This window comes from Roseateles sp. L2-2 (genome assembly GCF_050613215.1).
GTDB classification, from domain to species: domain Bacteria; phylum Pseudomonadota; class Gammaproteobacteria; order Burkholderiales; family Burkholderiaceae_C; genus Roseateles; species Roseateles noduli.
Window position 1 is genome coordinate 5,996,660 of record NZ_CP192509.1, and the last position, 24,305, is coordinate 6,020,964.

At 68.8% G+C, this 24,305-nt stretch carries 25 protein-coding genes and 1 pseudogene; 10 read left to right on the top strand and 16 right to left on the bottom strand.

The features are described 5' to 3' along the window. Positions 1-3: 3 nt before the first annotated feature. Complete coding sequence (locus ACQZ13_RS26720) at positions 4-768, bottom strand: SDR family NAD(P)-dependent oxidoreductase (RefSeq protein ID WP_431048871.1); 765 nt, start codon at positions 766-768, stop codon at positions 4-6. A gap of 133 nt (positions 769-901) precedes the next feature. On the opposite strand from ACQZ13_RS26720, the gene ACQZ13_RS26725 reads away from it, so the two are divergent. Continuing rightward, entirely contained in the window at positions 902-1,879 is a 978-nt protein-coding gene (locus ACQZ13_RS26725; protein WP_431048872.1) for a LysR substrate-binding domain-containing protein, read from the top strand. A 102-nt stretch (positions 1,880-1,981) separates the two neighbouring features. Beyond that, positions 1,982-3,904 (top strand): M48 family metalloprotease, encoded by a 1,923-nt coding sequence (locus ACQZ13_RS26730; RefSeq protein WP_431048873.1) that lies wholly within the window; start codon positions 1,982-1,984, stop codon positions 3,902-3,904. A 13-nt stretch (positions 3,905-3,917) separates the two neighbouring features. Here the strand turns inward: ACQZ13_RS26730 and tehA are convergent, their stop codons facing one another. Continuing rightward, positions 3,918-4,913, bottom strand: coding sequence for a dicarboxylate transporter/tellurite-resistance protein TehA (gene tehA / locus ACQZ13_RS26735; RefSeq protein ID WP_431048874.1), 996 nt, complete (start codon positions 4,911-4,913; stop codon positions 3,918-3,920). Between the two features lie 200 nt (positions 4,914-5,113). Between tehA and ACQZ13_RS26740 the strand changes: the two genes are divergently transcribed. After that, positions 5,114-6,010, top strand: coding sequence for a LysR family transcriptional regulator (locus ACQZ13_RS26740; protein WP_431048875.1), 897 nt, complete (start codon positions 5,114-5,116; stop codon positions 6,008-6,010). Between the two features lie 99 nt (positions 6,011-6,109). On the opposite strand, the gene lipA is transcribed toward ACQZ13_RS26740, so the two are convergent. Beyond that, a complete protein-coding gene (lipA, locus tag ACQZ13_RS26745) occupies positions 6,110-7,120 on the bottom strand; it encodes a lipoyl synthase (RefSeq protein WP_431048876.1) in 1,011 nt (336 codons plus the stop codon). A 32-nt stretch (positions 7,121-7,152) separates the two neighbouring features. After that, entirely contained in the window at positions 7,153-7,821 is a 669-nt protein-coding gene (gene lipB, locus ACQZ13_RS26750) for a lipoyl(octanoyl) transferase LipB (protein ID WP_431048877.1), read from the bottom strand. Positions 7,822-7,883: 62 nt separating this feature from the next. Between lipB and ACQZ13_RS26755 the strand changes: the two genes are divergently transcribed. Further along, positions 7,884-8,552, top strand: coding sequence for a tetratricopeptide repeat protein (locus ACQZ13_RS26755; RefSeq protein ID WP_431048878.1), 669 nt, complete (start codon positions 7,884-7,886; stop codon positions 8,550-8,552). A gap of 4 nt (positions 8,553-8,556) precedes the next feature. Here ACQZ13_RS26755 and ACQZ13_RS26760 read toward each other — a convergent pair whose 3' ends face one another. The 7 genes from ACQZ13_RS26760 to ACQZ13_RS26790 form a co-directional block, all read right to left on the bottom strand. Next, the gene (locus tag ACQZ13_RS26760) at positions 8,557-8,847 is read right to left on the bottom strand and encodes a DUF493 family protein (protein WP_431048879.1); all 291 of its coding nucleotides are present in this window, start codon (positions 8,845-8,847) and stop codon (positions 8,557-8,559) included. Between the two features lie 24 nt (positions 8,848-8,871). Then, positions 8,872-9,753: a D-amino acid aminotransferase gene (locus tag ACQZ13_RS26765; RefSeq protein ID WP_431048880.1), complete on the bottom strand. Its 882-nt coding sequence runs from the start codon at positions 9,751-9,753 to the stop codon at positions 8,872-8,874. Between the two features lie 130 nt (positions 9,754-9,883). Further along, positions 9,884-11,053: a D-alanyl-D-alanine carboxypeptidase family protein gene (locus tag ACQZ13_RS26770; protein ID WP_431048881.1), complete on the bottom strand. Its 1,170-nt coding sequence runs from the start codon at positions 11,051-11,053 to the stop codon at positions 9,884-9,886. Positions 11,054-11,066: 13 nt separating this feature from the next. After that, positions 11,067-11,702 (bottom strand): alpha/beta hydrolase, encoded by a 636-nt coding sequence (locus ACQZ13_RS26775; RefSeq protein ID WP_431048882.1) that lies wholly within the window; start codon positions 11,700-11,702, stop codon positions 11,067-11,069. Between the two features lie 16 nt (positions 11,703-11,718). Next, complete coding sequence (locus ACQZ13_RS26780; RefSeq protein WP_088407707.1) at positions 11,719-12,051, bottom strand: (2Fe-2S) ferredoxin domain-containing protein; 333 nt, start codon at positions 12,049-12,051, stop codon at positions 11,719-11,721. After that, positions 12,048-13,271, bottom strand: coding sequence for a VanZ family protein (locus ACQZ13_RS26785; protein ID WP_431048883.1), 1,224 nt, complete (start codon positions 13,269-13,271; stop codon positions 12,048-12,050). The genes ACQZ13_RS26780 and ACQZ13_RS26785 overlap by 4 nt, the downstream gene beginning before the upstream one ends. Positions 13,272-13,278: 7 nt before the next feature. Beyond that, positions 13,279-13,707 carry a CopD family protein gene (locus ACQZ13_RS26790; protein ID WP_088407705.1) on the bottom strand — a complete coding sequence of 143 codons (429 nt, stop codon included), beginning with the start codon at positions 13,705-13,707 and terminating at the stop codon, positions 13,279-13,281. Between the two features lie 220 nt (positions 13,708-13,927). Between ACQZ13_RS26790 and hemB the strand changes: the two genes are divergently transcribed. Both hemB and ACQZ13_RS26800 read left to right on the top strand, forming a co-directional pair. After that, positions 13,928-14,935 carry a porphobilinogen synthase gene (hemB, locus tag ACQZ13_RS26795; RefSeq protein WP_088407704.1) on the top strand — a complete coding sequence of 336 codons (1,008 nt, stop codon included), beginning with the start codon at positions 13,928-13,930 and terminating at the stop codon, positions 14,933-14,935. Between the two features lie 41 nt (positions 14,936-14,976). Then, complete coding sequence (locus ACQZ13_RS26800; RefSeq protein ID WP_431048884.1) at positions 14,977-16,071, top strand: magnesium transporter CorA family protein; 1,095 nt, start codon at positions 14,977-14,979, stop codon at positions 16,069-16,071. An 18-nt stretch (positions 16,072-16,089) separates the two neighbouring features. On the opposite strand, the gene ybeY is transcribed toward ACQZ13_RS26800, so the two are convergent. Both ybeY and ACQZ13_RS26810 read right to left on the bottom strand, forming a co-directional pair. Continuing rightward, a complete protein-coding gene (gene ybeY, locus ACQZ13_RS26805; protein ID WP_431048885.1) occupies positions 16,090-16,593 on the bottom strand; it encodes an rRNA maturation RNase YbeY in 504 nt (167 codons plus the stop codon). 281 nt (positions 16,594-16,874) lie between these two features. Continuing rightward, positions 16,875-17,846 (bottom strand): annotated as a pseudogene (locus tag ACQZ13_RS26810) (PhoH family protein); the annotation flags it as partial. Positions 17,847-17,938: 92 nt separating this feature from the next. On the opposite strand from ACQZ13_RS26810, the gene ACQZ13_RS26815 reads away from it, so the two are divergent. Then, positions 17,939-19,417, top strand: a complete 1,479-nt coding sequence (locus ACQZ13_RS26815) for a sensor histidine kinase (RefSeq protein ID WP_431048886.1) — start codon at positions 17,939-17,941, stop codon at positions 19,415-19,417. Here ACQZ13_RS26815 and ACQZ13_RS26820 read toward each other — a convergent pair. After that, on the bottom strand, positions 19,401-19,571 hold the full coding sequence (locus ACQZ13_RS26820) for a hypothetical protein (RefSeq protein WP_431048887.1): 171 nt from the start codon (positions 19,569-19,571) through the stop codon (positions 19,401-19,403). The genes ACQZ13_RS26815 and ACQZ13_RS26820 overlap by 17 nt on opposite strands. Here ACQZ13_RS26820 and ACQZ13_RS26825 point away from each other — a divergent pair. The 3 genes from ACQZ13_RS26825 (at position 19,570) to ruvB (ending at position 22,008) form a co-directional block, all read left to right on the top strand. Beyond that, the gene (locus ACQZ13_RS26825; RefSeq protein WP_067069232.1) at positions 19,570-20,223 is read left to right on the top strand and encodes a response regulator; all 654 of its coding nucleotides are present in this window, start codon (positions 19,570-19,572) and stop codon (positions 20,221-20,223) included. The two genes, ACQZ13_RS26820 and ACQZ13_RS26825, sit on opposite strands and share 2 nt — an antisense overlap. Positions 20,224-20,345: 122 nt before the next feature. Next, a complete protein-coding gene (gene ruvA / locus ACQZ13_RS26830) occupies positions 20,346-20,915 on the top strand; it encodes a Holliday junction branch migration protein RuvA (protein WP_431048888.1) in 570 nt (189 codons plus the stop codon). A gap of 28 nt (positions 20,916-20,943) precedes the next feature. Then, complete coding sequence (gene ruvB / locus ACQZ13_RS26835; RefSeq protein ID WP_088407699.1) at positions 20,944-22,008, top strand: Holliday junction branch migration DNA helicase RuvB; 1,065 nt, start codon at positions 20,944-20,946, stop codon at positions 22,006-22,008. Positions 22,009-22,122: 114 nt separating this feature from the next. Here the strand turns inward: ruvB and ACQZ13_RS26840 are convergent, their stop codons facing one another. Further along, the gene (locus ACQZ13_RS26840; RefSeq protein WP_431048889.1) at positions 22,123-23,076 is read right to left on the bottom strand and encodes a porin; all 954 of its coding nucleotides are present in this window, start codon (positions 23,074-23,076) and stop codon (positions 22,123-22,125) included. A 126-nt stretch (positions 23,077-23,202) separates the two neighbouring features. After that, a complete protein-coding gene (locus ACQZ13_RS26845; RefSeq protein ID WP_431048890.1) occupies positions 23,203-24,279 on the bottom strand; it encodes a sterol desaturase family protein in 1,077 nt (358 codons plus the stop codon). Positions 24,280-24,305: the final 26 nt, after the last annotated feature.

Genomic DNA, 24,305 nt, shown 5'->3' on the forward strand with positions numbered 1-24,305 from the left:
TCCTCAGGCCTGCACCATCCCGCCGTCGACGAACAGTTCGATACCGGTGACGAAGGACGAGGCGTCGGACGCCAGGTAGACCGCCGCCTTCGCGATGTCCTCCGGCTGGCCGATGCGGCCGATCGGCAGCTGCGAGGTCAGGTAGTCCAGCAGGCCTTGCTGATTGGCCGGATCGGGGCCGGCCAGTTCCACCAGGCCCGGCGTGTGGATCGGGCCGGGGGACAGCGTGTTGATGCGGATCGCGCGGCCCTTCAGGTCCAGGATCCAGCTGCGCGCCAGGTTGCGCACCGCCGCCTTGGTCGCGCTGTAGACGCTGAAGTTGGCCGTGCCCATCGAGCTCGTCGTCGATCCGGCGAGGATGACCGACGCGCCGGCGGCCGCCTTGTCCAGCAGCGGCAGCGCCTTCTGCACGGTGAAGATCACGCCCTTGACGTTGCGCTCGAAGGTCTCGTCGACGTGCTGCTCGGTCAACTCGCCGAGCGCGGCCATCGTGCCGCCGCCGGCGTTGGCGTAGAGCACGTCCAGGCGGCCGTGGCGCTCGCCGACCTCGGCGTACAGCCGGTCGAGGTCGGCCAGCTTCGTCGAGTCCGCCTGCACGCCGATCGCGTTCGGGCCGATCGCGGCGACAGCCGCGTCCAGCTCGGGCTTGCGCCGGCCGGTGATGTAGACGACGGCGCCTTCCGACGCGAAGGCCTTCGCGGCCGCCAGGCCGATGCCCGTGGTGCCGCCGGTGACGACGGCGACCTTGCCTTCAAGTTGCTTGCTCATGATTCGCTCCGTTCAGGAAGTGGTGAAGAGGTGAGCGAAGCTTAAGAATTCGTCCTGATCGAATAAAGCTTTCTAACTCGACTTCTTTTTTTCCAATGCTGAATAATCAAGGATTCAGGAGAGGGAACCGTCGATGGACCAGTTGCTTGCCTTGCGCGTCTTCGTGCGCATCGCCGAATCGGGCGCGTTCTCGAAGGCCGCGGACGCGATGAACATCCCGCGTCCCACCGTGACAAAGCTGGTGCAGGACCTGGAGCGTCACCTCGGCACGCGGCTGCTGCAGCGCACGACGCGGCGCGTCAGCGTGACGCCCGAGGGCGCGGCGTACTACGAGCGCGCACGGCGACTGATCGAGGACCTCGCGGAGATGGACGAGCTCGCCGCGCAGACGCGCGCGCAGGCGCGGGGACGGTTGCGCGTGGACATCGGCTCGGTGCTCGCGAACATGATCCTGATTCCCGCCCTGCCCGATTTCCGCGCGCGGCATCCCGAGCTGCATGTGGATCTGGGCGTCAGCGACCGACCCGTCGACCTCATCGGCGAAGGCGTCGACTGCGTGATCCGCGGCGGCGAACTGTCGGACACCACGCTGGTCGCGCGCCGCATCGCCGACCTCGACTGGGTCACCTGCGCGAGTCCGGTCTACCTGAAGGCGCGCGGCGTCCCGAAGCATCCCTCCGAATTGATCGCCCGCGCCCACGGCCCCGAGGACCGGACCCGCGTGCCGGGCCATGCGATCGCGGGCTACTTCTCGTCGTTGACGGGCCGCGCGTTTCCGCTGGAGTTCCACCGCGGCGACGAGCACCTGCAGATCGCCGGCGAGACCGTGATGGCGGTCAACGAGAGCACCGCGCACCTGAGCGCGCTGCTGTCCGGCGCCGGCCTGGGCCAGACCTTCCGCTTCGCGGCCTCGCCGCACCTGGAGAGCGGCGCGCTGCGCGCGGTGCTGACCGACTGGACCCGGCCGCGTCACCCGTTGCACGTCGTCTATCCGGCCTCGCGTCACCTGAGTGCGAAGCTGCGCCTGTTCGTCGACTGGGTCGCGGAGGTGTTCGCGCCCTTCGACGATCGTCCGGCCTCCGGGAATCTCCTCAACGCGGGGGATCGCTGACCCGCTGTTCCGCCTTCACAATCCGGCCGCGGCGCGACAGACGCCAAGCATGAACGACGACCGGAATCGAGCGGCGCCGGAGGGCGCGAGGGAGGAACGAGGATGAAGACTGCCGACTTCGAGCAGATGGTGGCCCGCCTGGAGCGGGAGAGCGAACAGGCCCCCGAGGCCTACAAGATGAAGGTGGCGCTGCTGGCGCTGGCGGGTTTCGTGCTGCTGGCGGTGCTGCTGTCCTTCGCGGGCGCGGGTCTGCTGGTGCTGGCCGGTCTGGCCTGGTGGATGATCTCCAGCGGCGGCGGCGCGCTGATCCTGCTGCTCAAGCTCGGCAAGCTGCTGATCGTGCTGGCCTTCCCGATGTGGTTCCTGCTGAAGGCCTCGTTCTCCGCGTTGTTCGTGCGGCTGCCGGCGCCGACCGGCCTGCCGGTCACGCAGGAGCAGGCGCCCGCGCTGTTCGCCGCGCTCGACGACATGCGCCGTCGCATGCGCGGTCCGCGCTTCCACCACGTGCTGCTGATCAACGAGATGAACGCGGCCGTCGTGCAGCGGCCGCTGTTCGGCCTCATCGGCTTCCCGCGCAACTACCTGCTGCTGGGCCTGCCGCTGCTGGAGTCGGCCACGCCCGACGAGGCGATGGCCGTCGTCGCGCATGAATACGGCCATCTCGCCGGTTCGCACGGCCGCTTCGGCGCCTTCATCTACCGGCTGCGCCTGTCGTGGGGAACGATCCAGGCCATCGCCGAGCACTGGAGCGGCTGGAGCGGCCGCCTGCTGCGCAAGCCGGTCGACTGGTACGCGCCCTACTTCAACGCCTACACCTTCGTGCTGGCGCGCGCCAACGAGTACCAGGCGGACGCCGCGGCCGCGGAGCTCGTCGGCCCGGCCGCCGCCGCCTCGGCCCTCAAGCGCGTGAACATCAGCGGCGGCAGCTACGACCGCTTCCTGACCGACCTGTTCAAGACGGCGCGGTCGGAGAACTCCCCGCCCGAGGACCTCGCCGAACGCTGGGCGCGCACCGCGACCGAGCCGCAGGCGCCCGAGCTGTCGAGCAAGGACCTGGACGCGGCGCTCGCCCGCGATCCCGGCGTGGCCGATACCCACCCGTCGCTGCGCCAGCGCCTGCGCGCGCTGGGCGTTGCCGACACGCAGTTGACGCTGCCGCCGCCCGATCTCTCGGCGGGTGAGGCGAACCCTGCGGCCGCGGGCTCGGCATCGAACTCGGCGGCGACCGTCTGGCTCGGTGCCGCGGCATCGACGCTGCGGCGCGAGATCCAGCAGCAATGGCGCAACGACGTGCTGCCGGGCTGGCGCGACCAGCATCGCCACTGGTCGGAGCTGCGCGAGCGCGCGAACGTGCTGCAGGCGCAGCCCGAGCGCACCGTCGACGAGGCCTTCGAGCTGCTGCGCCTGGATGTCCAGCTGCGCCCGGACGAGGACCACCTCCCGCAGATCGTCGCCTTCAACGCGGCGCATCCCGACCGCGCGACGGCGCTGTACATGGAGGGCCTGCTGCGCCTCGACAAGGACGACGAATCGGGGCTGGCGCTGCTCGACCGGGCGATGAGCCTGGACGGCGATGCGATCCGTCCGGCTTGCGAGCGCGCCTACGAGTTCCTCGTTCCGCGCAAGGATCCGCGCGCCGAGCAGTACGCGGAGCGTTGGCGCCAGCGTGCCGAATGGGAAACCTCGCGCGACAAGCAGGTCGGCCAGCTCGACGCGAAGGCCGAGGCGATGCCCAGCGGCTTCTCCGCGGAGGCGCTGACGACGCTGCGCCACCAGCTCTCCGCCGTGACGCCGAACATCGTCGAGGCCTGGATCGCGCGCCGCCGGATCCCGGCGGATGCGGACGCGGTCGCGCTGGTCGTGGTGATCCGCTTCACGCGCTGGAGCCGCGGCAGCCGCCGCCAGGAGGCGCTCGAAACGCTGGCCGCGCAGGCGTGGCCGGCGACGGTCCACCTGATCACGGACGAGGCGCCCTACACGGGGCTGTGCAAGCGTGTCAGGGCCGCTGGCGAGCGCGTGATCTGAGCGCGACGGACGCTCAGCGCGTCGGCGCCGGGCCTACCGGAGCGGCGACTGCCGCTGCAGCCGGCGCAGGCGCCGGTTTCGCACGCAGCACCCACAGCACCGACGCGATCGACAGGCCGATGATGACGACGTTGCTCATCGTGAAGAGCACCGGCGCGAGCGTCGTGAAGACCGGATCGTCGCCGCGCTCGGCGAAGCGCATGGTGCCGGTGGAGATCGCGGTCGCGCCGAAGGTGAAGGCCCAGTACGACAGCGTGAACGGCTGGCGGATCCACGGCATCAGGCGCAGGACCATCAGCGCCTGCACGATCGCGTAGCCCAGCAGCATGCGGGCGACGATGTCCGGCGGACCGGTGGTGACCGCCGCGTAGGCCAGCAGCGAGACGGCGGGCGGCGCCATCTGGATGCCGACGGTCGGGCGCAGCGCCAGCGGGAGCGGCTCGACGGTCAGGAAGCGGCCCAGGATGATGGATTCCTGGACGATCCAGGCCAGCACGCCGGCGCCGAAGAACAGCTGACCCCAGGTCGGCCACCCGAGCGCCGAGATCGCGATCGCCGACACCAGGTTGGCGCCGACGGTGGGCAGGTACAGCACGGTGGTGGTGGTCTTCTCGTCCCGGCCGCCTCGCCACTGGCCGCCGTGGCGCCACAGCCCGAACAGCAGCGACGCCGTCGCGCCCGCGAGGATGATCGCCGTCCCCACGCCGTGCGCATGCGGCAGCACGCCGATGCCCGCGAGCATCGTCGCCACCGGCACCAGCGCGATGAAGCAGCACAGGATCGGATGCGCGGCTTCAGCCTTGGCCGCGTCGCGGACGGCGATCCACTTGATCGCGAAGCGCAGCAGCAGCACCGCCCACACGGTCACGGCGACCGCCATGACGGCCTCGCCGATCCAGGCGGGGAAGCCCCACAGGCGCGCCGCCACGCGCCAGCCGTTGCCCAGGCCGGTCAGGCCCAGCACCATGCTGAAGTAGGAGGCGGGGACCGCCCAACGGGATGCATTCATCGAGGTGCTCCTGCGCGCCGACCGGGGGAGCGGTCGGACGAGCGGACTGTAGGAGTCGCCCCCCGGGCGATCAATCGGTGGTTGTTGGAAGCTCCCTCCAAAGGCGGCGCGGAACCGACACCGTGTGCGATCTGCGGGCGGCGGACCGCAGCGAGAATCGGCCAGCCTGGAAATGACATTCGCTCGATCGGACAACACACATGGACAAGCTCGATGCCATGGCCATCTTCGTGGCCGTCGTTCAGGACGGCGGCTTCTCCGCGGCGGCGCGGCGGCTGGGCGTGTCCGCGCCCGTCGTGACGCGCGCGGTGAGCGAGCTCGAAGCCGCGATGAACGTGCGCCTGCTGGTGCGCACGACGCGGGTCGTCAAGGTCACCGAGGTCGGCGAGCGCTACGCGCAGGACTGCCGGCGGGTGCTCGGCGAGCTGCAGGACATCGAGCAGGTGGCGAGCGGCTCGCACGGCGCGGTGAAGGGGAAGCTCGTGGTCAGCGCGTCGGTGATGTTCGGGCGCCTGCGGCTGAACGAGGTGGTGCTGGACTACCTGCGGCAGTATCCCGAGACCGAGGTCGAATGCCGCTTCCTCGACCGCAACGTCAACCTGCTCAACGAGGACGTGGACGTGGCCATCCGCATCGGCGACCTGCCCGATGCGTCCTTCCACGCGACGCCGCTGATGACGGTGCGGCGCGTGGCGTGCGCCTCGCCGGACTACCTCCAGCGGCACGGCACGCCGAAGTCGCCCAAGGACCTGGAGAAGCACACGCTGGTCGCGGCGCTGGGCGTGGAGCCGGGCGCGGAATGGAAGTTCCGCGCGGGGTCAGGCGTTGATGCCGCGACGGTCGCCGTGCCGGTGCGGGCGAGACTCTCCACCAACAGCAACGACCACGCGATCGCCGCCGCGAGCGACGGGCTCGGGATCACGCGCGTGCTGTCGTACATGGTCGAAGCCCAACTCGCTTCAGGCGAGCTGGTCGAGGTGCTGGCGAAGCACTCACCGCCGCCGGTGCCCGTGCAGGCGCTTCAGCACCAAGGGCTGCGCGCGTCGCGGAAGGTGCGCGCATTCATCGATCTCGCCGTGGAACACCTGCGGCGCTGACCCAGCGTCCTGCGCGCCCTGGACGACGCGCCATGCAAAACGGCCCCGAAGGGCCGTCCGTGTGTCGTCGATCGATCAGGCGATCCTGCGATCCAGCGATCAAGCCGCCGAGGCCTTCTCCGCTTCCACCTTCTCCAGCGCGGCATGCGCCTGCTGGTCCGCGTGGTAGCTGGAACGCACCATCGCGCCGACCGCCGCGTGCGTGAAGCCCATCTTGTAGGCCTCTTCCTCGAACATCTTGAAGGTGTCCGGGTGCACGTAGCGGCGCACCGGCAGGTGGTGACCCGACGGCGCCAGGTATTGCCCGATCGTGAGCATGTCGATGTGGTGCTCACGCATGTCGCGCATGACCTGGAGGATCTCCTCGTCGGTCTCGCCCAGGCCGACCATGATGCCGCTCTTGGTCGGCACGCCGGGCACCGCTTCCTTGAAACGCTTCAGCAGGTTCAGGCTGAACTGGTAGTCCGAGCCCGGACGCGCTTCCTTGTACAGGCGCGGCGCGGTCTCCAGGTTGTGGTTCATCACGTCCGGCGGCGCGGCCTTCAGGATGTCCAGCGCGCGGTCCATGCGGCCGCGGAAGTCGGGCACCAGCACCTCGATCTGCGTGCGCGGGCTCAGCTCGCGCACCTTGCGGATGCACTCGGCGAAGTGGCCGGCACCGCCGTCGCGCAGGTCGTCCCGGTCCACGCTGGTGATCACCACGTAGTTCAGCTTCAGCGCCGCGATCGTCTTGGCCAGGTTCAGCGGCTCGTCCACGTCCAGCGGATCCGGACGGCCGTGACCGACGTCGCAGAACGGGCAGCGCCGCGTGCACTTGTCGCCCATGATCATGAAGGTCGCCGTGCCCTTGCCGAAGCACTCGCCGATGTTGGGGCAGGACGCCTCCTCGCAGACCGTGTGCAGCTTGTGCTCGCGCAGGATCTGCTTGATCTCGTAGAAGCGCGTCGACGGCGATCCGGCCTTCACCCGGATCCAGTCCGGCTTCTTCAGCTGTTCCGCCGGAATGATCTTGATCGGGATCCGCGCCGTCTTGGCTTGCGCCTTCTGCTTGGCGGTCGCGTCGTAGTCGGACGCGCTCTTGGCTTCGTGGGTGACGTTCTCGGTTGCCATCAGGCGTTCTCTCGGTTGCCGTGTGCCGGGCCTCAGGGTTGGAGCTGCGCGGCGAGCCGCGCTCCGAACCGCTGGGCCACCGTGGCCCAGTCCGTGAAAACCCCGAGTGTACCGAGGTCCACCGTCTGAAGCCCTGCGTATCCGCACGGATGGATGCCCAGGAAGGGCTTCAGGTCCATCGCGACATTCAGCGCGACGCCGTGATACGTGCAATGCCGGCTGATCTTGATGCCCAGCGCCGCCACCTTGCCCAGCCCCCGGAACGGATCCGCCGGATCGGCCGGCCCGGTCAGGGCGGCATGCGCCCCGGGGTCGTCCAGCCGCACGTAGATGCCGGGCGCGCCGGCCACCCGGTGGCCCGTCACGCCGACGCCTTCCAGCGTCTGGATCACGGCCGTCTCCAGGCGGAAGACGTATTCCTTGACGAAGATCCCCAGCCGCTTCAGGTCCACCAGCGGATAGGCGACCACCTGCCCGGGGCCGTGATACGTCACCTGCCCGCCGCGGTTGGTCTGGACCACGGGGATGCCTTGCGGGTCCAGGACGTTGTCGGCCTGGCCGGCCAGGCCTTGGGTGTAGACGGGGTCGAATTCGCAGAGCCAGAGCTCGTCCGGGGTGTCCGGACCGCGCGTCTCGGTGAAGGCGCGCATCGCGTCCAGCGTGGCCGCATAGTCGACGCGGCCCAGGGTCTTGATCAGCATCCCGGCATGCTAGCCGCGATGGCCCTAGCATCGTCGGCATCGGGACATTCAGGAGCCGCGCCATGCCGCGTCACATCACGGCCCTCGCCGCCCTCGCGGCCTGCTGCCTCGCGCTGCAGGGCAGCCCCGCCTTCGCCGCCGGCGTGACGCTGGAGCAGGCGCTCGCCACGTACGAACGCGGCGATCTCCCGGCCGCCGAAAAGCAGTTCCGCGCGCTGTCGCAGCGGGGTCTCGCGCTCGGCGACTACAACCTCGCGATGATGCATCTGCGCGCGGAAGTGCCCAAGCCCGATCCCAAGCTCGCCCGTCAGTTGCTGGTCCGCGCGGCCGGTCGCGGCCTGGTGCGCGCGGAGCTGGCCCTGGGTCAGTTCCACGAGCAGGGCGAGGACGGCAAGCGCGACCTGGTCCAGGCCCAGGCCTGGTACCTGAAGGCGGCGGAACATGGGAGCGTCGATGCGCAGGTGGCCGTGGCCACGGCGTTCTACCTGGGTCGCGGCGCCGGCAAGGATTTCCCGCAGGCGGCGCAGTGGTACCGCGAAGCCGCCAAGGGCGGCGACGTCGGCGCGCAATACCTGATCGCGTCGATGTACGAGTCGGGACTGGGCGTCGATCGTGACCTGCGCCTGGCGCGCTACTGGTACGACATTGCCGCGCGCAACGGCGACGAGGCCGCGCCGTACAAGCTCAAGGCGGTCGACGCGGCGCTTGCGGCCGACGCCGGCTCCGTCTGAGCGCTTAGAGGACGACCTTCACCATCGGGTGCGTGGTCAGCGTGCGATAGAGCTCGTCGAGCTGCTCGCGGCTGGTCGCGGTGACGGTGATCGTCACGCCCAGGTACTTGCCGCCCGAGCTCGGGCGGGTCTCCACCGTCGCCGCGTCGAAGGCCGGATCGAACTGCCGCGCGACGCTGACGATGGCCTCGACGAAGCCCTCCACCTGCGCCCCCATCACCTTGATGGGGAACTGCGACGGGTATTCGATGAGCGACTGCTCGGGCGGGATCGGGGCGTTGTTGAAGCTGGTCATGATGGGAAATTCAAATGGAGTCGGTCAGCGGCTTTGCAAGACCTTGGCCCGCTGATAGGCCTCGTGGAGCCTGGCGTAGACCGGGCCCGGCTTGCCGCGCAGCGCGCCGTGACCGACCTGTTCGTGGTCGAGCCGGGTGACCGGCGCGACTTCCTTGCTCGCGGAGGTCAGCAGGATCTCGTCGGCGGTGCTCAGCTCGGTCTCCGCGATCGGGCACTGGTTGAAGGCGATGCCGAGTTCCTCGCAGAGCTCCTTGAGCAGCCGCACGCGGATGCCTTCGAGCAGCGCCTCGCCCGGCGGCGGCGTCAGCAGCGCACCGTCGCGGACGATCCACACGTTGCTGCTGGAGCCCTCGGTCACGTAGCCGTCGCGGATCAGCACCGTCTCGTCGGCGCCCTGATCGGCGGCCGCCTGGCGTGCCAGCACGTTGCCCAGCAGCGAGATGCTCTTGATGTCGCCGCGCTGCCAGCGGAAATCACGCGCCGTCACGCAGCTCAGGCCTTGATGACGCTGCTCCGCCGTCAGCCCGTGCAGCGGCTGCGTGTACGCGAGCACCGTCGGCTCCAGGTCCTTGGGCATCGCATGGCCGCGCGCCGCGACGCCGCGCGTGACCTGCAGGTAGATCGCCTGGTCCTCGACGTCCGGCAGATGCGCCACCAGACCGTGGAACAGGTCCAGCCAGGCTTCGCGTTCGTAGGGATCCTCGATGCGCAGCGCCTTCAGGCTGCGGCCGAGCCGGTCCAGGTGATCGTCGACGCGGAACAGCCGGCCGGCATACACGGGGATCGACTCGTACACGCCGTCGCCGAAGAGGAAACCCCGGTCCATCACCGGCACCCGGGCGTCGCCGAGGCGGCCGAGGTGGCCGTTCAGGTAGCAGGGAAGATCGGCCCAAGGCATGGTCATCGGTGGCTCCCGCAGTGTGGTCACGCCGCAGCCACCGACTGTACGCCGCCGGCCCGACCCGCCAACCCCGGCAAGCGAGGGGCCTTGGCCGGTCGGCCTGTCGGGCGGCCTGCCGATCGTGAGAACGGGCTTACTTGATCCAGAGCCGGATCGCGTCCCAGGCGCGGCCGAAGATGCCGGCCAGCGGCACCTCCTGCTGCACGACCAGCGGCACTTCCGCCACCGGCGCGCCGCCCGAGGTCGTCACCTTCAGCGTGCCCACGCGCTGGTTCAGGCCCAGCGGCGCGACCAGCGGGTCGGTGCGCTGGATGTCGGTCTTGAGCTTGCCGCCCTCGCCGCGCGGCACCGCGACGAAGACCGCGTCGGCCGCGCCCAGCTTGGCTTCCGGCGCGGCGCCCTTCCAGACCTTGACGGTGGTGATCGGCTGGTTCTTCTCGAACAGGCGGACCGCGTCGAAGGCCGAGTAGCCCCAGTTCAGCAGCTTCTGGCTCTCGGTCGCGCGGGCCTCCTTCGAGGCCGTACCCATCACCACGCTCAGCAGGCGGCGCTTGCCGTTGGGCACGTCGCGCTGCGCGCTGGCCGCCAGGCAGTAGCCGGCCGCATCGGTGTAGCCGGTCTTGCCGCCGTCCACCGACGGATCGCGGCCCAGCAGCATGTTGCGGTTGGACTGGCGGATCTTGTTGAAGGTGTACTCGCGCTTGGAGTAGTAGTCGGCGTAGTACTGCGGATAGTCCTGGATCACGTGCGAGAAGATGACCGCGATGTCGCGCGCGCTCGTCTTGTGGCCGGGCTCGGTGATGCCGGTGACGTTCTTGAACGAGGTGTTCTTCAGGCCCCAGGCCTGGGCCTGCCTGTTCATCATCGCGACGAACTGCTCGACGGTGCCGCCCACGCCTTCGGCCAGCGCGACCGAGGCGTCGTTGCCCGACTGGATGATCATGCCGCGCAGCAGCTCGTCGACCTTGGGCGTCATCGTGGTGTCGATGAACATCAGCGACGGGTCGCCCTTGCGCTCGTCCCAGGCGCGCTTGGACACCGTCAGCGTCTGCTCCAGCGTCAGGCGCTTGGCCTTGAGCGCGTCGAACACGATGTAGGCCGTCATCAGCTTGGTCAGCGAGGCGGGATCCTGCGGCGTGTCGGCGTCGCGCTCGGCGAGCGTCTGGTTGGTCGTCAGGTCCAGCAGGACGAAGTTGCGCGCCGCGATCTCGGGCGGCGTCAGCGCCTGCGCCGAGGCGCCGGTCGTCATCACGAAGCTGGACAGGCCCACGCCGAGGGCCAGGGAGGCGAGGAATCGTTTCATTCGGGAGAAGTCCTTAGGTGCGCGCTTCGCCGGCGGCATGCCAGCCGCGCAGCACCAGAGTCTTGAGCAGCGGCAACTGCCCATGGAAGAAGTGCCCGACGCCGGGCACCACGATGACCGGCAGCGCCTGCGGGCGCGCCCAGTCGAAGACGGCGCTCAAGGGCACCACATCGTCCTGTTCGCCGTGGATCACGACGGTATCGGCCGGCACCGTGGCGACGCCGAATCGGCTCGTCGCCGGACCGACCAGCAGCAGGCGCTCGGCCGGCTGCTCGAGCTTGAGCGCGGCCTGCGACGCGACGAAGCCGCCGAAGGAGAAGCCCGCCAGCGCCAGCGGCTGCGCGGGATCGCGGAACCCGGCGATCACGGCCAGCGCGTCGTCGACCTCGCCGCGGCCTTCATCCCAGGCGCCGGCCGACTTGCCGATGCCGCGGAAGTTGAAGCGCACCGCGCGGTAGCCCAGGTGCACGAACGCGCGCGCGATCGTCTGCACCACCTTGTTGTCCATCGTGCCGCCCTGCGTCGGATTCGGATGGCAGATCACCACCACGCCGCGCAGCGGGCCCGCGTCGACCGCGGGTTCGTCGACGGCGCATTCGATCTCGCCGGCCGGACCGGCGATCTGCCGGCGCTGGGTCTGTGCATTCATGAGCGCGGGCTCCCGATCAGCGGCCGACCGAATCGTCGAGCACCAGGCGCTCGACGACCTCGCCGTGCTTGAGGTGGCGTTCGACGATCTCGTCGATGTCGCTGTTGTCCACGAACGAGTACCAGACCGCGTCCGGGTACACGACCGCCACCGGCCCGCCGGCGCAGCGGTCCAGGCAGCCCGCCTTGTTCACGCGCACGCCGCCCTTGCCGGCCAGCTTCTCGGCCTTCACGCGCTTCTTGCAGTGGTCGAAGGCCTCCTGCGCGTTGTGCTGAAGGCAGGCGTTCTCGTTCTCGCGCTGGTTCAGGCAGAAGAAGATGTGGCGTTGGTAGTAGCTGGGGGAGCTCATCGGTCGATTGTAGTTTCAGGGTTTACACCGAGCGGCGGTTCGTGCGGTCCGTCACGATCCGCTTGTCCTTCAGAGCGCCCGGCGGAGTGCTCATCGGCAGGCCGTTCCCCGGCAGACGGCGCACCCGGGCGGTCGCTCTGCGTGACGCCGTAGAGCAGCCAGGCCAGCGCCGCGAACGGCCACAGCCAGCCGACCCATTGCGCCAGCCCGTAGAGGTTGACGAAGCGGCCCTGCTCCCAGAACTGCAGGCTTTCGAGCAGATAGGGATCGGACGGCGCCTCGGCCATCAGCGCGATCAGCACGGTCAGCACGACCAGGCCCCAGGCCGCATTCGCGCGGCGCGACATGAAGGCCGCTAGCAGCGCCAGCACGCCGCCGATGATCAGGCCCGGTTCGGTCGTCGAGGTCAGCCAGGCCCAGGCGTGATCGGGGCCGAAGTTCAGCACCGTCGACCACGCGGTGGTGGTCACGCCCAGCGCGATCGCGCCCAGCACCAGCAGCGCGCGGCGCTTGCCCGGCCGCGCCACCGACAAGGCCAGCAGGCACGGCGCCAGCACGCCCATCGCAATGGCGATGGCCTCCAGGCCGGGCGGCAGCGGCAGCTCGTCGCTCAGTTCCTTGGGCACGAGTTCCCAGGGCGTGTTCTCCAGTACCAGCTCGGCCCATTCGCGCAGACGCGGGAACAGCTGGCCCAGGCCCAGCGGCAGCGGTGCCGGGTAGAGCAGTCCCACCGGCCACATCGCCAGCAACGCCAGGGCGCCCGCGCTGTGCGGCACGAACCAGCGCTCGCGCCAGCCGTTCCAGCGTGCCAGCCCGCCCAGCCACAGGAGCGCCCACGCGCACAGCCCGCCTAGCCAGGCGCCGGCGCTGTTGAGCAGGAAGTCCGCCAGCGACGGGACGCGGCCGGGGAGGAAGTACTGCAGCGTCTCCATCGAGAACGACAGCAGCGGCAGTCCGACCACCGTCAGCAGCAGCGCGCGCAGCAGGCTGCCGCTGCCGCGGATCACCGCCGAGAAGCACAGCAGTCCCAGCGGCCAGTAGCCGACGACGTTGATCCAGATGTCGAACCGGCCCCAGTAGCGCGGCCAGGGCAGCCCGACGAAGCCCGGCCAGGGCAGGCTGGGCGGCATGCGCCAGGGCCAGAACGGATAGAGGCTGGCGTAGACCACCAGCACGGCGTAACACAGGGCCAGCCAGGTGGCGGAACTGCGCCTATGCATCGCCGGATCAGAAGGGCTTGACGACGACCAGGATCACGATGGCCGCGAACACGAGGACCGAGACCTCGTTGAACACGCGGAACCACTTGTGGCTGCGCCGGTTGGCGAGCATCTCGAACTTGCGCAGGAAGGCACGGCACACGTGGTGGTAGCCGATGACCGCCACGACCAGCGCGAGCTTGGCGTGCATCCAGCCGTTGCCGGGGCCGCGGCCGATGCCGTAGTACAGCCACAGCGTGAGGCCGAAGGCCAGGGCCAGCACCATCAGTCCCGAGCTGAAGCGGTAGAGCTTCAAGGCCATGATCAGCAGCCGTTCGCGCTCGGCGTGGCTGTCGGCCGGCACCATGGCCAGGTTCACGAAGATCCGCGGCAGGTAGAACAGGCCGGAGAACCACGCGGCGACGAAGATGATGTGAAGCGCTTTGATCCAGAGCATCGCGGCATTATGGAGGCGCGAAAAAAAACCCCGGCTTCACAGCCGGGGTCGGAAAGCCTTATCGCTGTCATCACGCTAAGGCTCCTGCTCAGGGAGGAAAAGCAGGGAACGACAGCCGAACGGCTATCATTCAAGAACGACTTTAACAGATCTGCCGAATTTCGGAATCCTCGTCTTTCCACCAATTGGCCCCTCATCCTGGTGGCACTTCCCGGAAATCATGCAACTTCCCGCCCCCTACCCCGCCAGCCGTCCCCGTCGCCTGCGCCGCGACGCCTTCACCCGCGCGCTGGTCCGCGAACATCGTCTGCACGCCAGCGACTTCATCTTCCCGGTGTTCGTGCATGAGGGCGAGAACCGCGTCGAACCGATCGCGTCGATGCCGGGCGTGTCCCGGCTGAGCCTGGACAAGCTGATCCCCGTCGCCGAGGAATGCGTCGAACTGGGCATCCCGGTGATCGCGCTGTTCCCCGCGATCGACACGGCGCTGAAGACACCCGACGGCATCGAGGCGACCAACCCGGACGGCCTGATCCCGCGCGTCGTGCGCGCGCTCAAGGAGAAGGTCCCCGGCATCGGCGTGCTGACGGACGTCGCGCTCGATCCGTACACCAGCCACGGCCAGGACGGCGTGCTCGACGAGCAGGGCTACATCCTCAACGACCGCACCGTCGAGCTGCTCAAGCAGCAGGCGCTGGTCCAGGCCCGCGCGGGCGTGGACATCGTCGCGCCCAGCGACATGATGGACGGCCGCATCGGCGCGATCCGCGCCGCGCTGGAGGCGGACAGCCACATCCACACGCGGATCATGGCCTACAGCGCCAAGTACGCCAGCGCCTTCTACGGCCCGTTCCGCGACGCGGTGGGCTCGCGCAGCAACCTCGGCAAGGCGGACAAGAAGACCTACCAGATGGACCCGGGCAACAGCGACGAAGCCTTGCGCGAAGTCGGCCTGGATCTGGCCGAAGGCGCCGACATGGTCATGGTCAAGCCCGGCCTGCCCTACCTGGACATCGTGCGGCTCGTGAAGCAGGAGTTCCGCGTGCCGACCTTCGCCTACCAGGTCAGCGGCGAGTACGCCATGATCAAGGCGGCCGCCGCGAACGGCTGGCTGGACCACGACGCGGTGATGCTGGAGGCGCTGCTCGCCTTCAAGCGCGCCGGCGCCGACGGCATCCTGACCTACTTCGCGATGGACGCGGCGCGCCTGATCCGCGCCGGCGCCTGAGTTCCCCGACGACGGGGAACGCCGGCTGCCCGACCTCACGCATGCGCATCTTCCATCTCAGCGACGCGCTCTATGAGGAGCGCGCGGAGCTGCCCGACGAGCTCCCGCCCGACGGCTTCCTGTGGATCGGCCTGCCGCGGCGCGAGTTCGAGCTCCAGCTCGGCGCGCTGCAGCAGCGGCTGATGCGCTGGACCGGCGCGCAGCTGCTCGATCTGCATGTGTCGGATCTGATGAATCCGCAACTGCCGTCGCACTTCGATTACACGAGCGCGTACGACCTGATGGTGTTCCGCCGGCTCGCGACCATGCCCGGCAGCCAGCAGCACCTGTCCGACGACGAACCCCGCACCGCCGGCGCCGTCAACGAGGCGCTGAAGGCCATCGACACCAGTCCGGTCGGCTTCGCCGTCTTCGACCGCGTGCTCATCACCGTGCATCCGGGCGAATGCTCGCTGCGGGACTACTTCGCCGGCAAGCTCGGCGCGCAGCAGGAAGGCCGCGACCTGCGCGGCAGCACGCGGCTCCCCCACAGTCCGGCCGAGCTGATGCTGCGCATGGTCAACCACATGGTCGACAGCTACCTGGACCTGCGCCGGCTGCTGACCCGTCAGCTGACGACGCTGCAGAACCTGCTGCTGGATCGTCGCGGCCACTTCCGCGACTGGCCCGTGGTGCTGCACGCGCGCGACACGCTGTCACGGCTGGAAGACCTCTGCGAGGACCAGCGCAGCGCCGTCCAGGAATGGATAGACGCGCTGGGCGAATGGCCCGTCGGCGACGCGCGGGCGGAACGCGAGCGCGAGCTGCTGCGCGTGCGATCGCGCGACGTGCTCGAACACGTCGAGCGCGTGCTGACCCACGTGCGGCGGCTGGAGACCTCGGCGGAGACCTCGGTGCAGATGCACTTCTCGCTCACCGGCGAACGCACCAACAACATCATGCGGACGCTGACCGTGCTCACGGCCATCTTCCTGCCGCTGAACCTGATCACCGGCGTCTTCGGCATGAACTTCGACACCCTGCCGCTGATCCACCGCGCCACCGGCTTCTGGATCGCCGTGGGCGTCATGGTCGTCACCGCCCTGCTGCTCGGCGCCTTCTTCTGGCGCAAGCGCTACCTCGGCACGCAGCAGTAGCGGAAGGCGGCGAAGCGCTCAGCGCTTCGCCTTGGCCACGGTCTTCGCGACCTTGGCGGGTTTGGCTGGCTTGGCCTTCGCTGCGGCGTACGGATCGGCGAAGCCGAGCCCGACCATGACCTCGGTCTCGCGCGCTTCCATGAACTCGGCCTCGTCGTCTTCCTCGTGGTCGTAGCCCTGCGCGTGCAGCGTGCCGTGAACCAGCATGTGCGCGTAGTGCGCCGCGATGTCCAGGCCCATCTCCTTCGCCTCGCGCTCGACCACCTCGGCGCAGATCACCAGATCCGCGGCGACGACGGGCTCGTGCGTGTAATCGAAGGTCAGCACGTTGGTGGCGTAATCCTTCGAGCGGTACTCGCGGTTGAGCGACTGCCCCTCTTCCGCATCGACGATGCGGACGGTCATCTCGCCGGGCAGCTCCAGCGCCGCGCGCATCCAGCGGATCACCTTGTGCCGCGGCAGCAGCGCCTTGTGGCGCGGATCGGCGAATTGCAGCGACAGGCTCAGTTCCGGGCGGCTCATCGGGCAGCTCCCTTGCGCGTGGACTTGGCGGCCGTCTTGGCAACCGGCTTGGCAACCGGCTTGGCCGCCGCCTTCTTCGTGGCTGGCTTCTTCGTGGCTGGCTTCTTCGTTGCCGGCTTCTTCGTTGCCGGCGTCTTCACCGGCGCGGGCGGCGGCGCATCGAAGCGCATCGCCTCCTCACGCAGGCGCAGCGCACGCAGGCGACGTTCCTCGCGCTCTTCGGCGAACTGGGCGCGGTGCTCTTCCTGCGCGCGGGCCTCTTCGAGCGCCAGCGCTTCCGTCTGGTTCTCGTAGGCCTGCACGATGCGCGCCACCAGCGGGTGGCGCACGACGTCCTCGCGCGTGAAGCGCGTGATCGCGATGCCCTCGACGCCTTCCAGCACCTGCTCCGCGTCGACCAGCCCGCTGCGCATGCCGCGCGGCAGGTCGATCTGGCTCGTGTCGCCGGTCACCACGCATTTGCTGCCGAAGCCGATGCGGGTCAGGAACATCTTCATCTGCTCGGGCGTCGTGTTCTGCGCCTCGTCGAGGATCACGAACGCATGATTCAAGGTCCGTCCCCGCATGAAGGCCAGCGGCGCGATCTCCAGCTGGCCCTTCTCGAACGCCTTGGTCACGCGGTCGAAACCCATCAGGTCGTACAGCGCGTCGTAGAGCGGGCGCAGGTACGGGTCGACCTTCTGCGTCAGGTCGCCGGGCAGGAAACCGAGGCGCTCGCCGGCCTCGACGGCCGGACGCGTCAGGATGATGCGCTGCACCGTCGAGCGCTCCAGCGCGTCCACCGCGCAGGCCACCGCCAGGAAGGTCTTGCCCGTGCCCGCCGGGCCGATGCCGAAGCTGATGTCGTGCGACAGGATGCTGCGCAGATAGAGATGCTGGTTGCCCGTGCGACCGGCCAGGTCGGCACGCCGGGTACGCAGCACGACGCCGTTGCCGTCCGCGCCCTCCGGGTCCTCCCCGTTGCCGTCATGGGCCGCTTTCGACCGGACGACCACGTCGTTGGCGGCTTCGACGATCGCCAGCCGCAATGTCTCACCGGGAATCGCCCGGTCGGCGCGCGCATAGAGCGCTTCCAGCAGGACCATCGTGCGCTGCGCCGGCGCGCGGTCGCCCTCGACGTTGAAGTGCTCGGCGCGGTGGGTGATGCGCACGCTCAGCGCCGCCTCGATCTGGCGGAGGTGCTCGTCCAGCGGGCCGCACAGGTGGGACAGGCGACGGTTGTCGGCGGGGGTGAAGGCGTGGCGCAGGTTCAAAGCGGAGACGGCTCCGTATTCAGGGGGGTTGAGGGCGGTATTGTCGCGCGCCGGTGCGCCGCGCGCTTGTTGCGCCTGCACAATCGCCCCCCATGCACCGGATCACGGAACAACAAGGAGACGCCGCCGGCCTCAGGGATGCCGCGCAGGCGCAGGGAGGCACCCGGCCCGCGGCGTTCGGCGCCGCGGCGATCCTGTCATTGGCCGTGCCGGTCTGCCTCGCGCAGGTCGCGGGCGCGGCGGTCGCCGGCGCCGACGGCGTCACCACCGGCTCCTTCGCCACGCTGTGGACGCGGCTCGCGCCGCAGCTGGCCTACGGCCTGCAGTCCGCGCTGGTGCTGATGGCCTTCGTGCTGGGCCTGCTGATCTGGCAACGCCGCGCGCAGCGCCACATCGCCTGGCTGCTCGTGCTGATGCCGGGATGGGTGGTGACGGTCGGGCTCGCGCCGCTGTCGTCGTGGCGGACCGGGATCGCGGTGATCCTCGCCCCCTGGCTGCTCTGGTGCGCGATCCATTACCTGATGCGGCGGCTGCGTCGGCGCGACCGCCGCATGCATCGCGTGCTGCTGGCCCAGGCGCTGCTCTTCCCCGCGGCGCTGCTGCTGCCTGTGCCCGCGACGCGCATCGCCGCGTTCGCGCTCTGGTGGCTGGGCGCTCAGTTGCTGGTCGCGATGGCCTGGCACCTCTGGCATCTCTGGCAGGACATGTTCCTGCCGACGCTGGAGGAGCGTTATCCGCAATCCGACTTCGTCCTCAGCTGCGTGCTGATCGGCTTCGGCGTGCTGGCGGTGCTCACGGCCTGGACCCTGCCGGGCAGCGGCCTCGCCGGCATCCTCGGCCCCTTGTGCCTGCTGGGCCTGGGCCTGCACCGGGTGCGCGAGTTCGCCCGCGCGCTCACGCAGTCGGAGCTCGCCGTCCTGCAGGGCGAGCTGCGCCTGCAGGAGCGCATCGCCGAGCTGGAGCGCCACTTCGACCAGGTCGCCGAGACCAAGCTGGAGCAGGTCACCGAACGCGAGCGCAAGCGCATCGCCGCCGACCTGCATGACGACCTCGGCGCCAAGCTGCTGACCATCGTGCACACCAGCGAGTCGGACCGGATCTCGACGCTCGCGCGCGAGGCGCTCGAAGAAATGCGCCTGTCGGTGCGCGGCCTGACCGGCAAGCCGGTGCAGCTGCTGGACGCGCTGGGCGACTGGCGCGCCGAGGTGGTCTCCCGCCTGGCGCAGGCCAACATCCTGGCCGAGTGGAAATCGCCCGCTGAGGACATCGAGCACACCTTCCCCGCCCGCGCCTACGTGCAGACCACGCGCATCCTGCGCGAATCGGTCAGCAACATCATCAAGCACAGCGGCGCCACGCACTGCGTGATCAGCTGCTCGGCGCAGGACGGCTACTTCTCCGTGGTGATCCAGGACAACGGCCAGGGCATTCCGCTGGAGCTCGAAGGTCGCCTGGACAAGGGACACGGCATGGCCAGCATGAAGGCCCGCGCCAAGCAGATGCACGGCCAGTGCCTGGTCGAATCCGGACCCGGCTGGGGCACCGTCATCCGGCTCACAATCCCACTTTGATCACGCTCTGATCGCGTTCCCGCGTGATCCATTGCCGCCGGCACCACAGTCCGGCGTTGATCAGGATGGTCAGCCCCCCGAGAAAGCCGTACTGTTGCGCGAAGCCGGCTGGTTCCCTGCCGGCATTGCTTTCCTGAGCAAGAATCCGCGCCATGAACCACATCCTGCTCCTCGAAGACATTCCCGAAATCCGTGCCTGGCTCAAGGTCCTGGTCAAACAGGTCTTCGCCAATGCGGTCGTCACCGAGTGCTCGCGGGTGCAGGACGCGCTGCAGCAGGTCAACTCGCAGCGCTTCACGCTGGCGCTGCTGGACCTGGGCCTGCCGGACGGTTCCGGCGTCGACGTGATCTCCGCGCTGCGCGAGAAGCAGCCCGAAGTCCAGTCGGTCATCGTCACCATCCACGACGACGACGAGCACCTCTTCCCCGCCCTGCAGGCCGGCGCCTTCGGTTATCTGCTGAAGGAACAATCGCGCGAGCTGCTGGTCGAGCAGCTCCAGCGCATCAGCCAGGGCGAGCCGCCGCTGTCGCCGTCGATCGCGCGCAAGGTCATCGCCTACTTCACCTCGCAACGCCGGCCGCAGGCCGCGCAGGTGCTGCATGAGGTGTCCCTGACTGACCGCGAGACGGAAGTGCTGCTGCGCGTCGCCAAGGGCTTCACGCTGCCGGAAATCGGCGTGCAGCTGGGCCTGTCGCGCCACACGATCGCCGACTACGTGAAGCAGATCTACCGCAAGCTCAACGTGAGCTCGCGCGCCGAGGCCGCGCTGGAAGCGCAGCGCTTGGGCCTGTTCGGCCGCAACTGAGCGCACCCCGCGCCCGATCCCGGGCGCGCAATCGGCGTCGAATTTTCCGCCTCGGGAAAATACTGGACAAACATCCAGCAAATTTCCGTCGAAGTGTCGACGAACGCGGATAATCCGCGCCCATGATCGGCAAGCTCACCGGCGTCATCGCGGAAAAATCGCCCCCGCAGGTTGTCATCGACGTGCAAGGCGTCGGCTACGAAGTCGACGTGCCGATGAGCACCTTCTTCAACCTGCCGGGCCTGGGCGAGCGCGCCTCGCTGCTGACGCACCTGAGCATCCGCGAGGATGCGCACGTGCTCTTCGGTTTCCTCACCGCCGAGGAGCGCAGCACCTTCCGTCTCCTCATCAAGATCAGCGGCGTCGGGCCCAAGATGGCGCTGTCGTTGCTGTCGGGCATGTCGGTCGGGGATCTGGCCCAGGCCGTCTCCAAGCAGGAGGCCGGCCGGCTCGTGAAGGTCCCGGGCATCGGGAAGAAGACGGCTGAGCGTCTGCTGCTGGAACTCAAGGGCAAGCTGAGCCCCGACCTGTCGCTGCCGGTGTCCGTGGCCAACGACGCCCAGGCCGACATCCTCCAGGCACTGGTAGCGCTCGGATACAGCGAGAAGGAAGCCGGTTCCGCGCTGAAGACGCTGCCGGCGGACATCGGCGTCAGCGAAGGTATCAAGCTGGCGATGAAGCACCTGTCATGACGCCCCGCGCGCGGCGTACCCTCCGACCATGAGCATCCAGACCGACGACTTCACGCCCGCGCCGCAGCAGGCCCGCCTCATCAGCGCCCAGCCCGCGTCGCCGAACGAGGACGCCATCGAACGCGCGCTGCGCCCCAAGCTGCTCGACGAGTACGTCGGCCAGGCGAAGGCGCGGGAGCAGCTGGAGATCTTCATCGGCGCCGCCAAGAAGCGGCGCGAGGCGCTCGACCACGTGCTGCTGTTCGGCCCGCCGGGACTGGGCAAGACCACGCTGAGCCACATCGTCGCCGCGGAGCTCGGCGTCAACCTGCGCCAGACCAGCGGGCCGGTGCTGGAGAAGCCCAAGGACCTGGCCGCCATCCTCACCAATCTCGAGCGCAACGACGTGCTGTTCATCGACGAGATCCACCGGCTGTCGCCGGTCGTCGAGGAAATCCTGTACCCGGCGCTGGAAGACTACCAGATCGACATCATGATCGGCGAAGGCCCGGCGGCCCGTTCGATCAAGCTCGACCTGCAGCCGTTCACGCTGGTGGGCGCGACCACGCGCGCCGGCATGCTGACCAACCCGCTGCGCGACCGCTTCGGCATCGTGGCGCGGCTGGAGTTCTACACGGCCGACGAACTGCGCCGCATCGTGACCCGGTCCGCGTCGCTGCTCGGCGCACCCATCGATCCGGAGGGCGCGCTCGAAGTCGCGCGCCGGTCGCGCGGCACGCCGCGGATCGCCAACCGCTTGCTGCGCCGCGTGCGCGACTACGCCGACGTGAAGGCCGACGGCACCATCACCCGGACGATCGCGGAGAAGGCGCTGGCGATGCTGGATGTCGATCCGCTGGGCTTCGACCTGATGGACCGGAAGCTGCTGGAAGCCGTGGTGCACCGCTTCGACGGCGGCCCCGTGGGACTGGACAACGTCGCTGCAGCGATCGGCGAAGAGCCGGGCACCATCGAGGATGTGATCGAGCCCTATCTGATCCAGCAGGGCTTCCTGCAGCGCACCCCACGCGGCCGGATCGCGACGCTGGCGGCGTATCGCCACCTGGGCGTCGCGCCGCCGAAGCAGGCGGGGCAACTGTTCGACCTGGAGTAATCGGGGGCCGGCCAGGCGAGCTGACCGGCGCTCCGGAACGGCAATGAACAGGACGATGAAACGGCAATGAAAAAGGCGCTCCGAGGAGCGCCTTTCTGCTTCGTGATCCGGAGATCAGAAGTTGTGGCGGACGCCCAGGGCGAACGAGTTCAGGTCGTCGCGCTTGGCCGGCGTGTTCGCGTCCACAGCCGTGTAGAAAGCGTACACCTTGGTGCGCTTGCTCAGGTTGTAGTTGTAGGCCAGCGTGTACTGCTTGCCACCGTTGCGACCGTTGTTGAACGAGTACGCGCCGGCCTTGGTGCCACCGACGTTCAGGTGGAATTCCGATTGGCCCATCGTGTACATCACGGCAGCGCGGCCGATCCAGCGCGCATCCTTCGCGCCGGCCGACTGCGGCGTGCCCGACTCTTCGCGCTGCGCGTAGCCGCCGAAGGTGAAGGCGCCCAGTTCATACAGGCCGCGGATCGCGTACTGCTTGGCCGAGCCTTGCTTGCTGTAGCCAGCGCCCAGGTGCATCGGGCCCTGGTCGTAGTTCAGGGCGACGTCGTAGCCGCGCGGATCGACGCCTTCACCGGCGTGCAGCGTGAATTCGCCGTTGAAGCCGCCGACGTTCGGGGTGAAGTAGCCGACCTTGTTGGTCTGCGTGAAACCGGCGCCCGAGTACAGCTTGTCTTCCGACGTGCCGGTGTCGTGGTTGTGCATCGACACGTAGTCGGCGGTGGCGTAGTACGAGCCCGGGGTCCAGCGGCCCAGACGGATCGCGCCGAAGTCGCCGGCCAGCTGCACGCTGGCTTCACGGTTCCAGAACGCCGAGTTGGTCTGGCGGCCGTCGTCCGAATTCAGGCCATGTTCCAGGGCGAAGCTGGCCTTCAGGCCGCTGCCGAGGTCTTCCGTGCCCTTGAAACCCAGGCGGGAGTTGTTGTTGATCACCGATGCGACACGGTCGCGGTCGCCGGTCTTGATGCTTTCCACCGAGGTGTTGATCCGGCCCCAGAGCGTGACGGAGCTCTGCGCGAACACGGGAGCGGAAAGAGCCGCGATGGCCGCAGCGAATGCAATCTTTTTCATACCCACCTTCATCCAGTTGGAGGTTTCAGCCGGTCTGGCTCAATGGCTTTACTGCAAGGTGTGCGGAGTATAGAAGTGCGTTGCACGCACCCATAACGCCCGACGCAAAATTGCAACAGTTCCCCGTTAGGGGTGAACCAGAGGGTCTGCGGGTGATAACAAACGGGCCGTCAGGACCTGTCCCGCCAGGAGGGCGGCCAGCACGCCGATCTGCTCGATCGGGCCGAGCCGGTGGGCGTTCCAGAGGAAGAGCGCGATCGCGACCAGCAGCAGCAGGAACATCGCGCCTGCGGCCCAGGCGTGCGAGGAGGCGACCTTCGGGTCGAACAGCGGCCGGGTGTGCGGGTCGTATCCGGGCGCTATGCGGGCACCGAGGCCCGGCTCCCAATGCGCCGGCTCCCACCACAGGCGCAGCTTGTCGCGCCAGCGCGGCGTGCGCCGCATCTTCGACAGCAGTCTGGCGTAGACCTGGACGTTGGCCGTCCACGGGTTCCAGCTCCGAAGCGCGTCGCGGGTCCCGTAGACGCAGGGCTCGCGATCCAGCTCCTCCTGGAAGCTGCCGAACATCCGGTCCCAGATGACGAGGATTCCGCCGTAGTTGCGATCAAGATAAGGATCGTTGACGGCGTGATGCACGCGGTGGTTGGACGGCGAGCAGAACCAGCGGTCGAACCAGCCCAGCTTGCCGATCTGCTGCGTGTGCACCCAGAACTGGTACAGCAGGTCGATGAGCGCCACGACCGCGTAGACCAGCGGCGGGAAGCCGAGGATCGCCATCGGCATGTAGAAGACCCAGCCGACCAGCCAGCCGCTGCCGGTCTGGCGCAGCGCGGTGGAGAGGTTGTAGTCCTCGCTCTGGTGGTGGACGGCGTGCGCGGCCCACAGCAGCGCGGTCGTGTGACCGAGGCGGTGGTGCCAGTAATAGAGGAAGTCGTAGAGCAGCAGTCCCAGCAGCCAGACCCACCAGGCGCCGGCATCCAGGCGCGTCAGCGCCGCGCGCTCGAAGACCCAGGTGTAGATGCCCAGCGTGAAGAGCTTGGTCAGCACGCCCACCACCTGGCTCAGCATGCCCAGCGCGATGCTGCTCACCGCGTCGTTGAGGCGGTAGGTGTTGCGGCCGCGGCGCAGCCCGATCCAGTACTCCAGCCCGATCAGGGCGAAGAACACCGGCGTGGCCAGCACGATGATCTGTGCGTCGGTCATGTGTCTCCTCGATGAGCGCTCGATGC

Bases quoted from the DNA above. Each gene is read 5' to 3' on its own strand.
- ACQZ13_RS26720 (WP_431048871.1), bottom strand. From the start codon at position 768: ATGAGCAAGCAACTTGAAGGCAAGGTCGCCGTCGTCACCGGCGGCACC.
- ACQZ13_RS26725 (WP_431048872.1), top strand. From the start codon at position 902: ATGGACCAGTTGCTTGCCTTGCGCGTCTTCGTGCGCATCGCCGAATCG.
- ACQZ13_RS26730 (WP_431048873.1), top strand. From the start codon at position 1,982: ATGAAGACTGCCGACTTCGAGCAGATGGTGGCCCGCCTGGAGCGGGAG.
- tehA (WP_431048874.1), bottom strand. From the start codon at position 4,913: ATGAATGCATCCCGTTGGGCGGTCCCCGCCTCCTACTTCAGCATGGTG.
- ACQZ13_RS26740 (WP_431048875.1), top strand. From the start codon at position 5,114: ATGGACAAGCTCGATGCCATGGCCATCTTCGTGGCCGTCGTTCAGGAC.
- lipA (WP_431048876.1), bottom strand. From the start codon at position 7,120: ATGGCAACCGAGAACGTCACCCACGAAGCCAAGAGCGCGTCCGACTAC.
- lipB (WP_431048877.1), bottom strand. From the start codon at position 7,821: ATGCTGATCAAGACCCTGGGCCGCGTCGACTATGCGGCCACGCTGGAC.
- ACQZ13_RS26755 (WP_431048878.1), top strand. From the start codon at position 7,884: ATGCCGCGTCACATCACGGCCCTCGCCGCCCTCGCGGCCTGCTGCCTC.
- ACQZ13_RS26760 (WP_431048879.1), bottom strand. From the start codon at position 8,847: ATGACCAGCTTCAACAACGCCCCGATCCCGCCCGAGCAGTCGCTCATC.
- ACQZ13_RS26765 (WP_431048880.1), bottom strand. From the start codon at position 9,753: ATGACCATGCCTTGGGCCGATCTTCCCTGCTACCTGAACGGCCACCTC.
- ACQZ13_RS26770 (WP_431048881.1), bottom strand. From the start codon at position 11,053: ATGAAACGATTCCTCGCCTCCCTGGCCCTCGGCGTGGGCCTGTCCAGC.
- ACQZ13_RS26775 (WP_431048882.1), bottom strand. From the start codon at position 11,702: ATGAATGCACAGACCCAGCGCCGGCAGATCGCCGGTCCGGCCGGCGAG.
- ACQZ13_RS26780 (WP_088407707.1), bottom strand. From the start codon at position 12,051: ATGAGCTCCCCCAGCTACTACCAACGCCACATCTTCTTCTGCCTGAAC.
- ACQZ13_RS26785 (WP_431048883.1), bottom strand. From the start codon at position 13,271: ATGCATAGGCGCAGTTCCGCCACCTGGCTGGCCCTGTGTTACGCCGTG.
- ACQZ13_RS26790 (WP_088407705.1), bottom strand. From the start codon at position 13,707: ATGCTCTGGATCAAAGCGCTTCACATCATCTTCGTCGCCGCGTGGTTC.
- hemB (WP_088407704.1), top strand. From the start codon at position 13,928: ATGCAACTTCCCGCCCCCTACCCCGCCAGCCGTCCCCGTCGCCTGCGC.
- ACQZ13_RS26800 (WP_431048884.1), top strand. From the start codon at position 14,977: ATGCGCATCTTCCATCTCAGCGACGCGCTCTATGAGGAGCGCGCGGAG.
- ybeY (WP_431048885.1), bottom strand. From the start codon at position 16,593: ATGAGCCGCCCGGAACTGAGCCTGTCGCTGCAATTCGCCGATCCGCGC.
- ACQZ13_RS26815 (WP_431048886.1), top strand. From the start codon at position 17,939: ATGCACCGGATCACGGAACAACAAGGAGACGCCGCCGGCCTCAGGGAT.
- ACQZ13_RS26825 (WP_067069232.1), top strand. From the start codon at position 19,570: ATGAACCACATCCTGCTCCTCGAAGACATTCCCGAAATCCGTGCCTGG.
- ACQZ13_RS26820 (WP_431048887.1), bottom strand. From the start codon at position 19,571: ATGGCGCGGATTCTTGCTCAGGAAAGCAATGCCGGCAGGGAACCAGCC.
- ruvA (WP_431048888.1), top strand. From the start codon at position 20,346: ATGATCGGCAAGCTCACCGGCGTCATCGCGGAAAAATCGCCCCCGCAG.
- ruvB (WP_088407699.1), top strand. From the start codon at position 20,944: ATGAGCATCCAGACCGACGACTTCACGCCCGCGCCGCAGCAGGCCCGC.
- ACQZ13_RS26840 (WP_431048889.1), bottom strand. From the start codon at position 23,076: ATGAAAAAGATTGCATTCGCTGCGGCCATCGCGGCTCTTTCCGCTCCC.
- ACQZ13_RS26845 (WP_431048890.1), bottom strand. From the start codon at position 24,279: ATGACCGACGCACAGATCATCGTGCTGGCCACGCCGGTGTTCTTCGCC.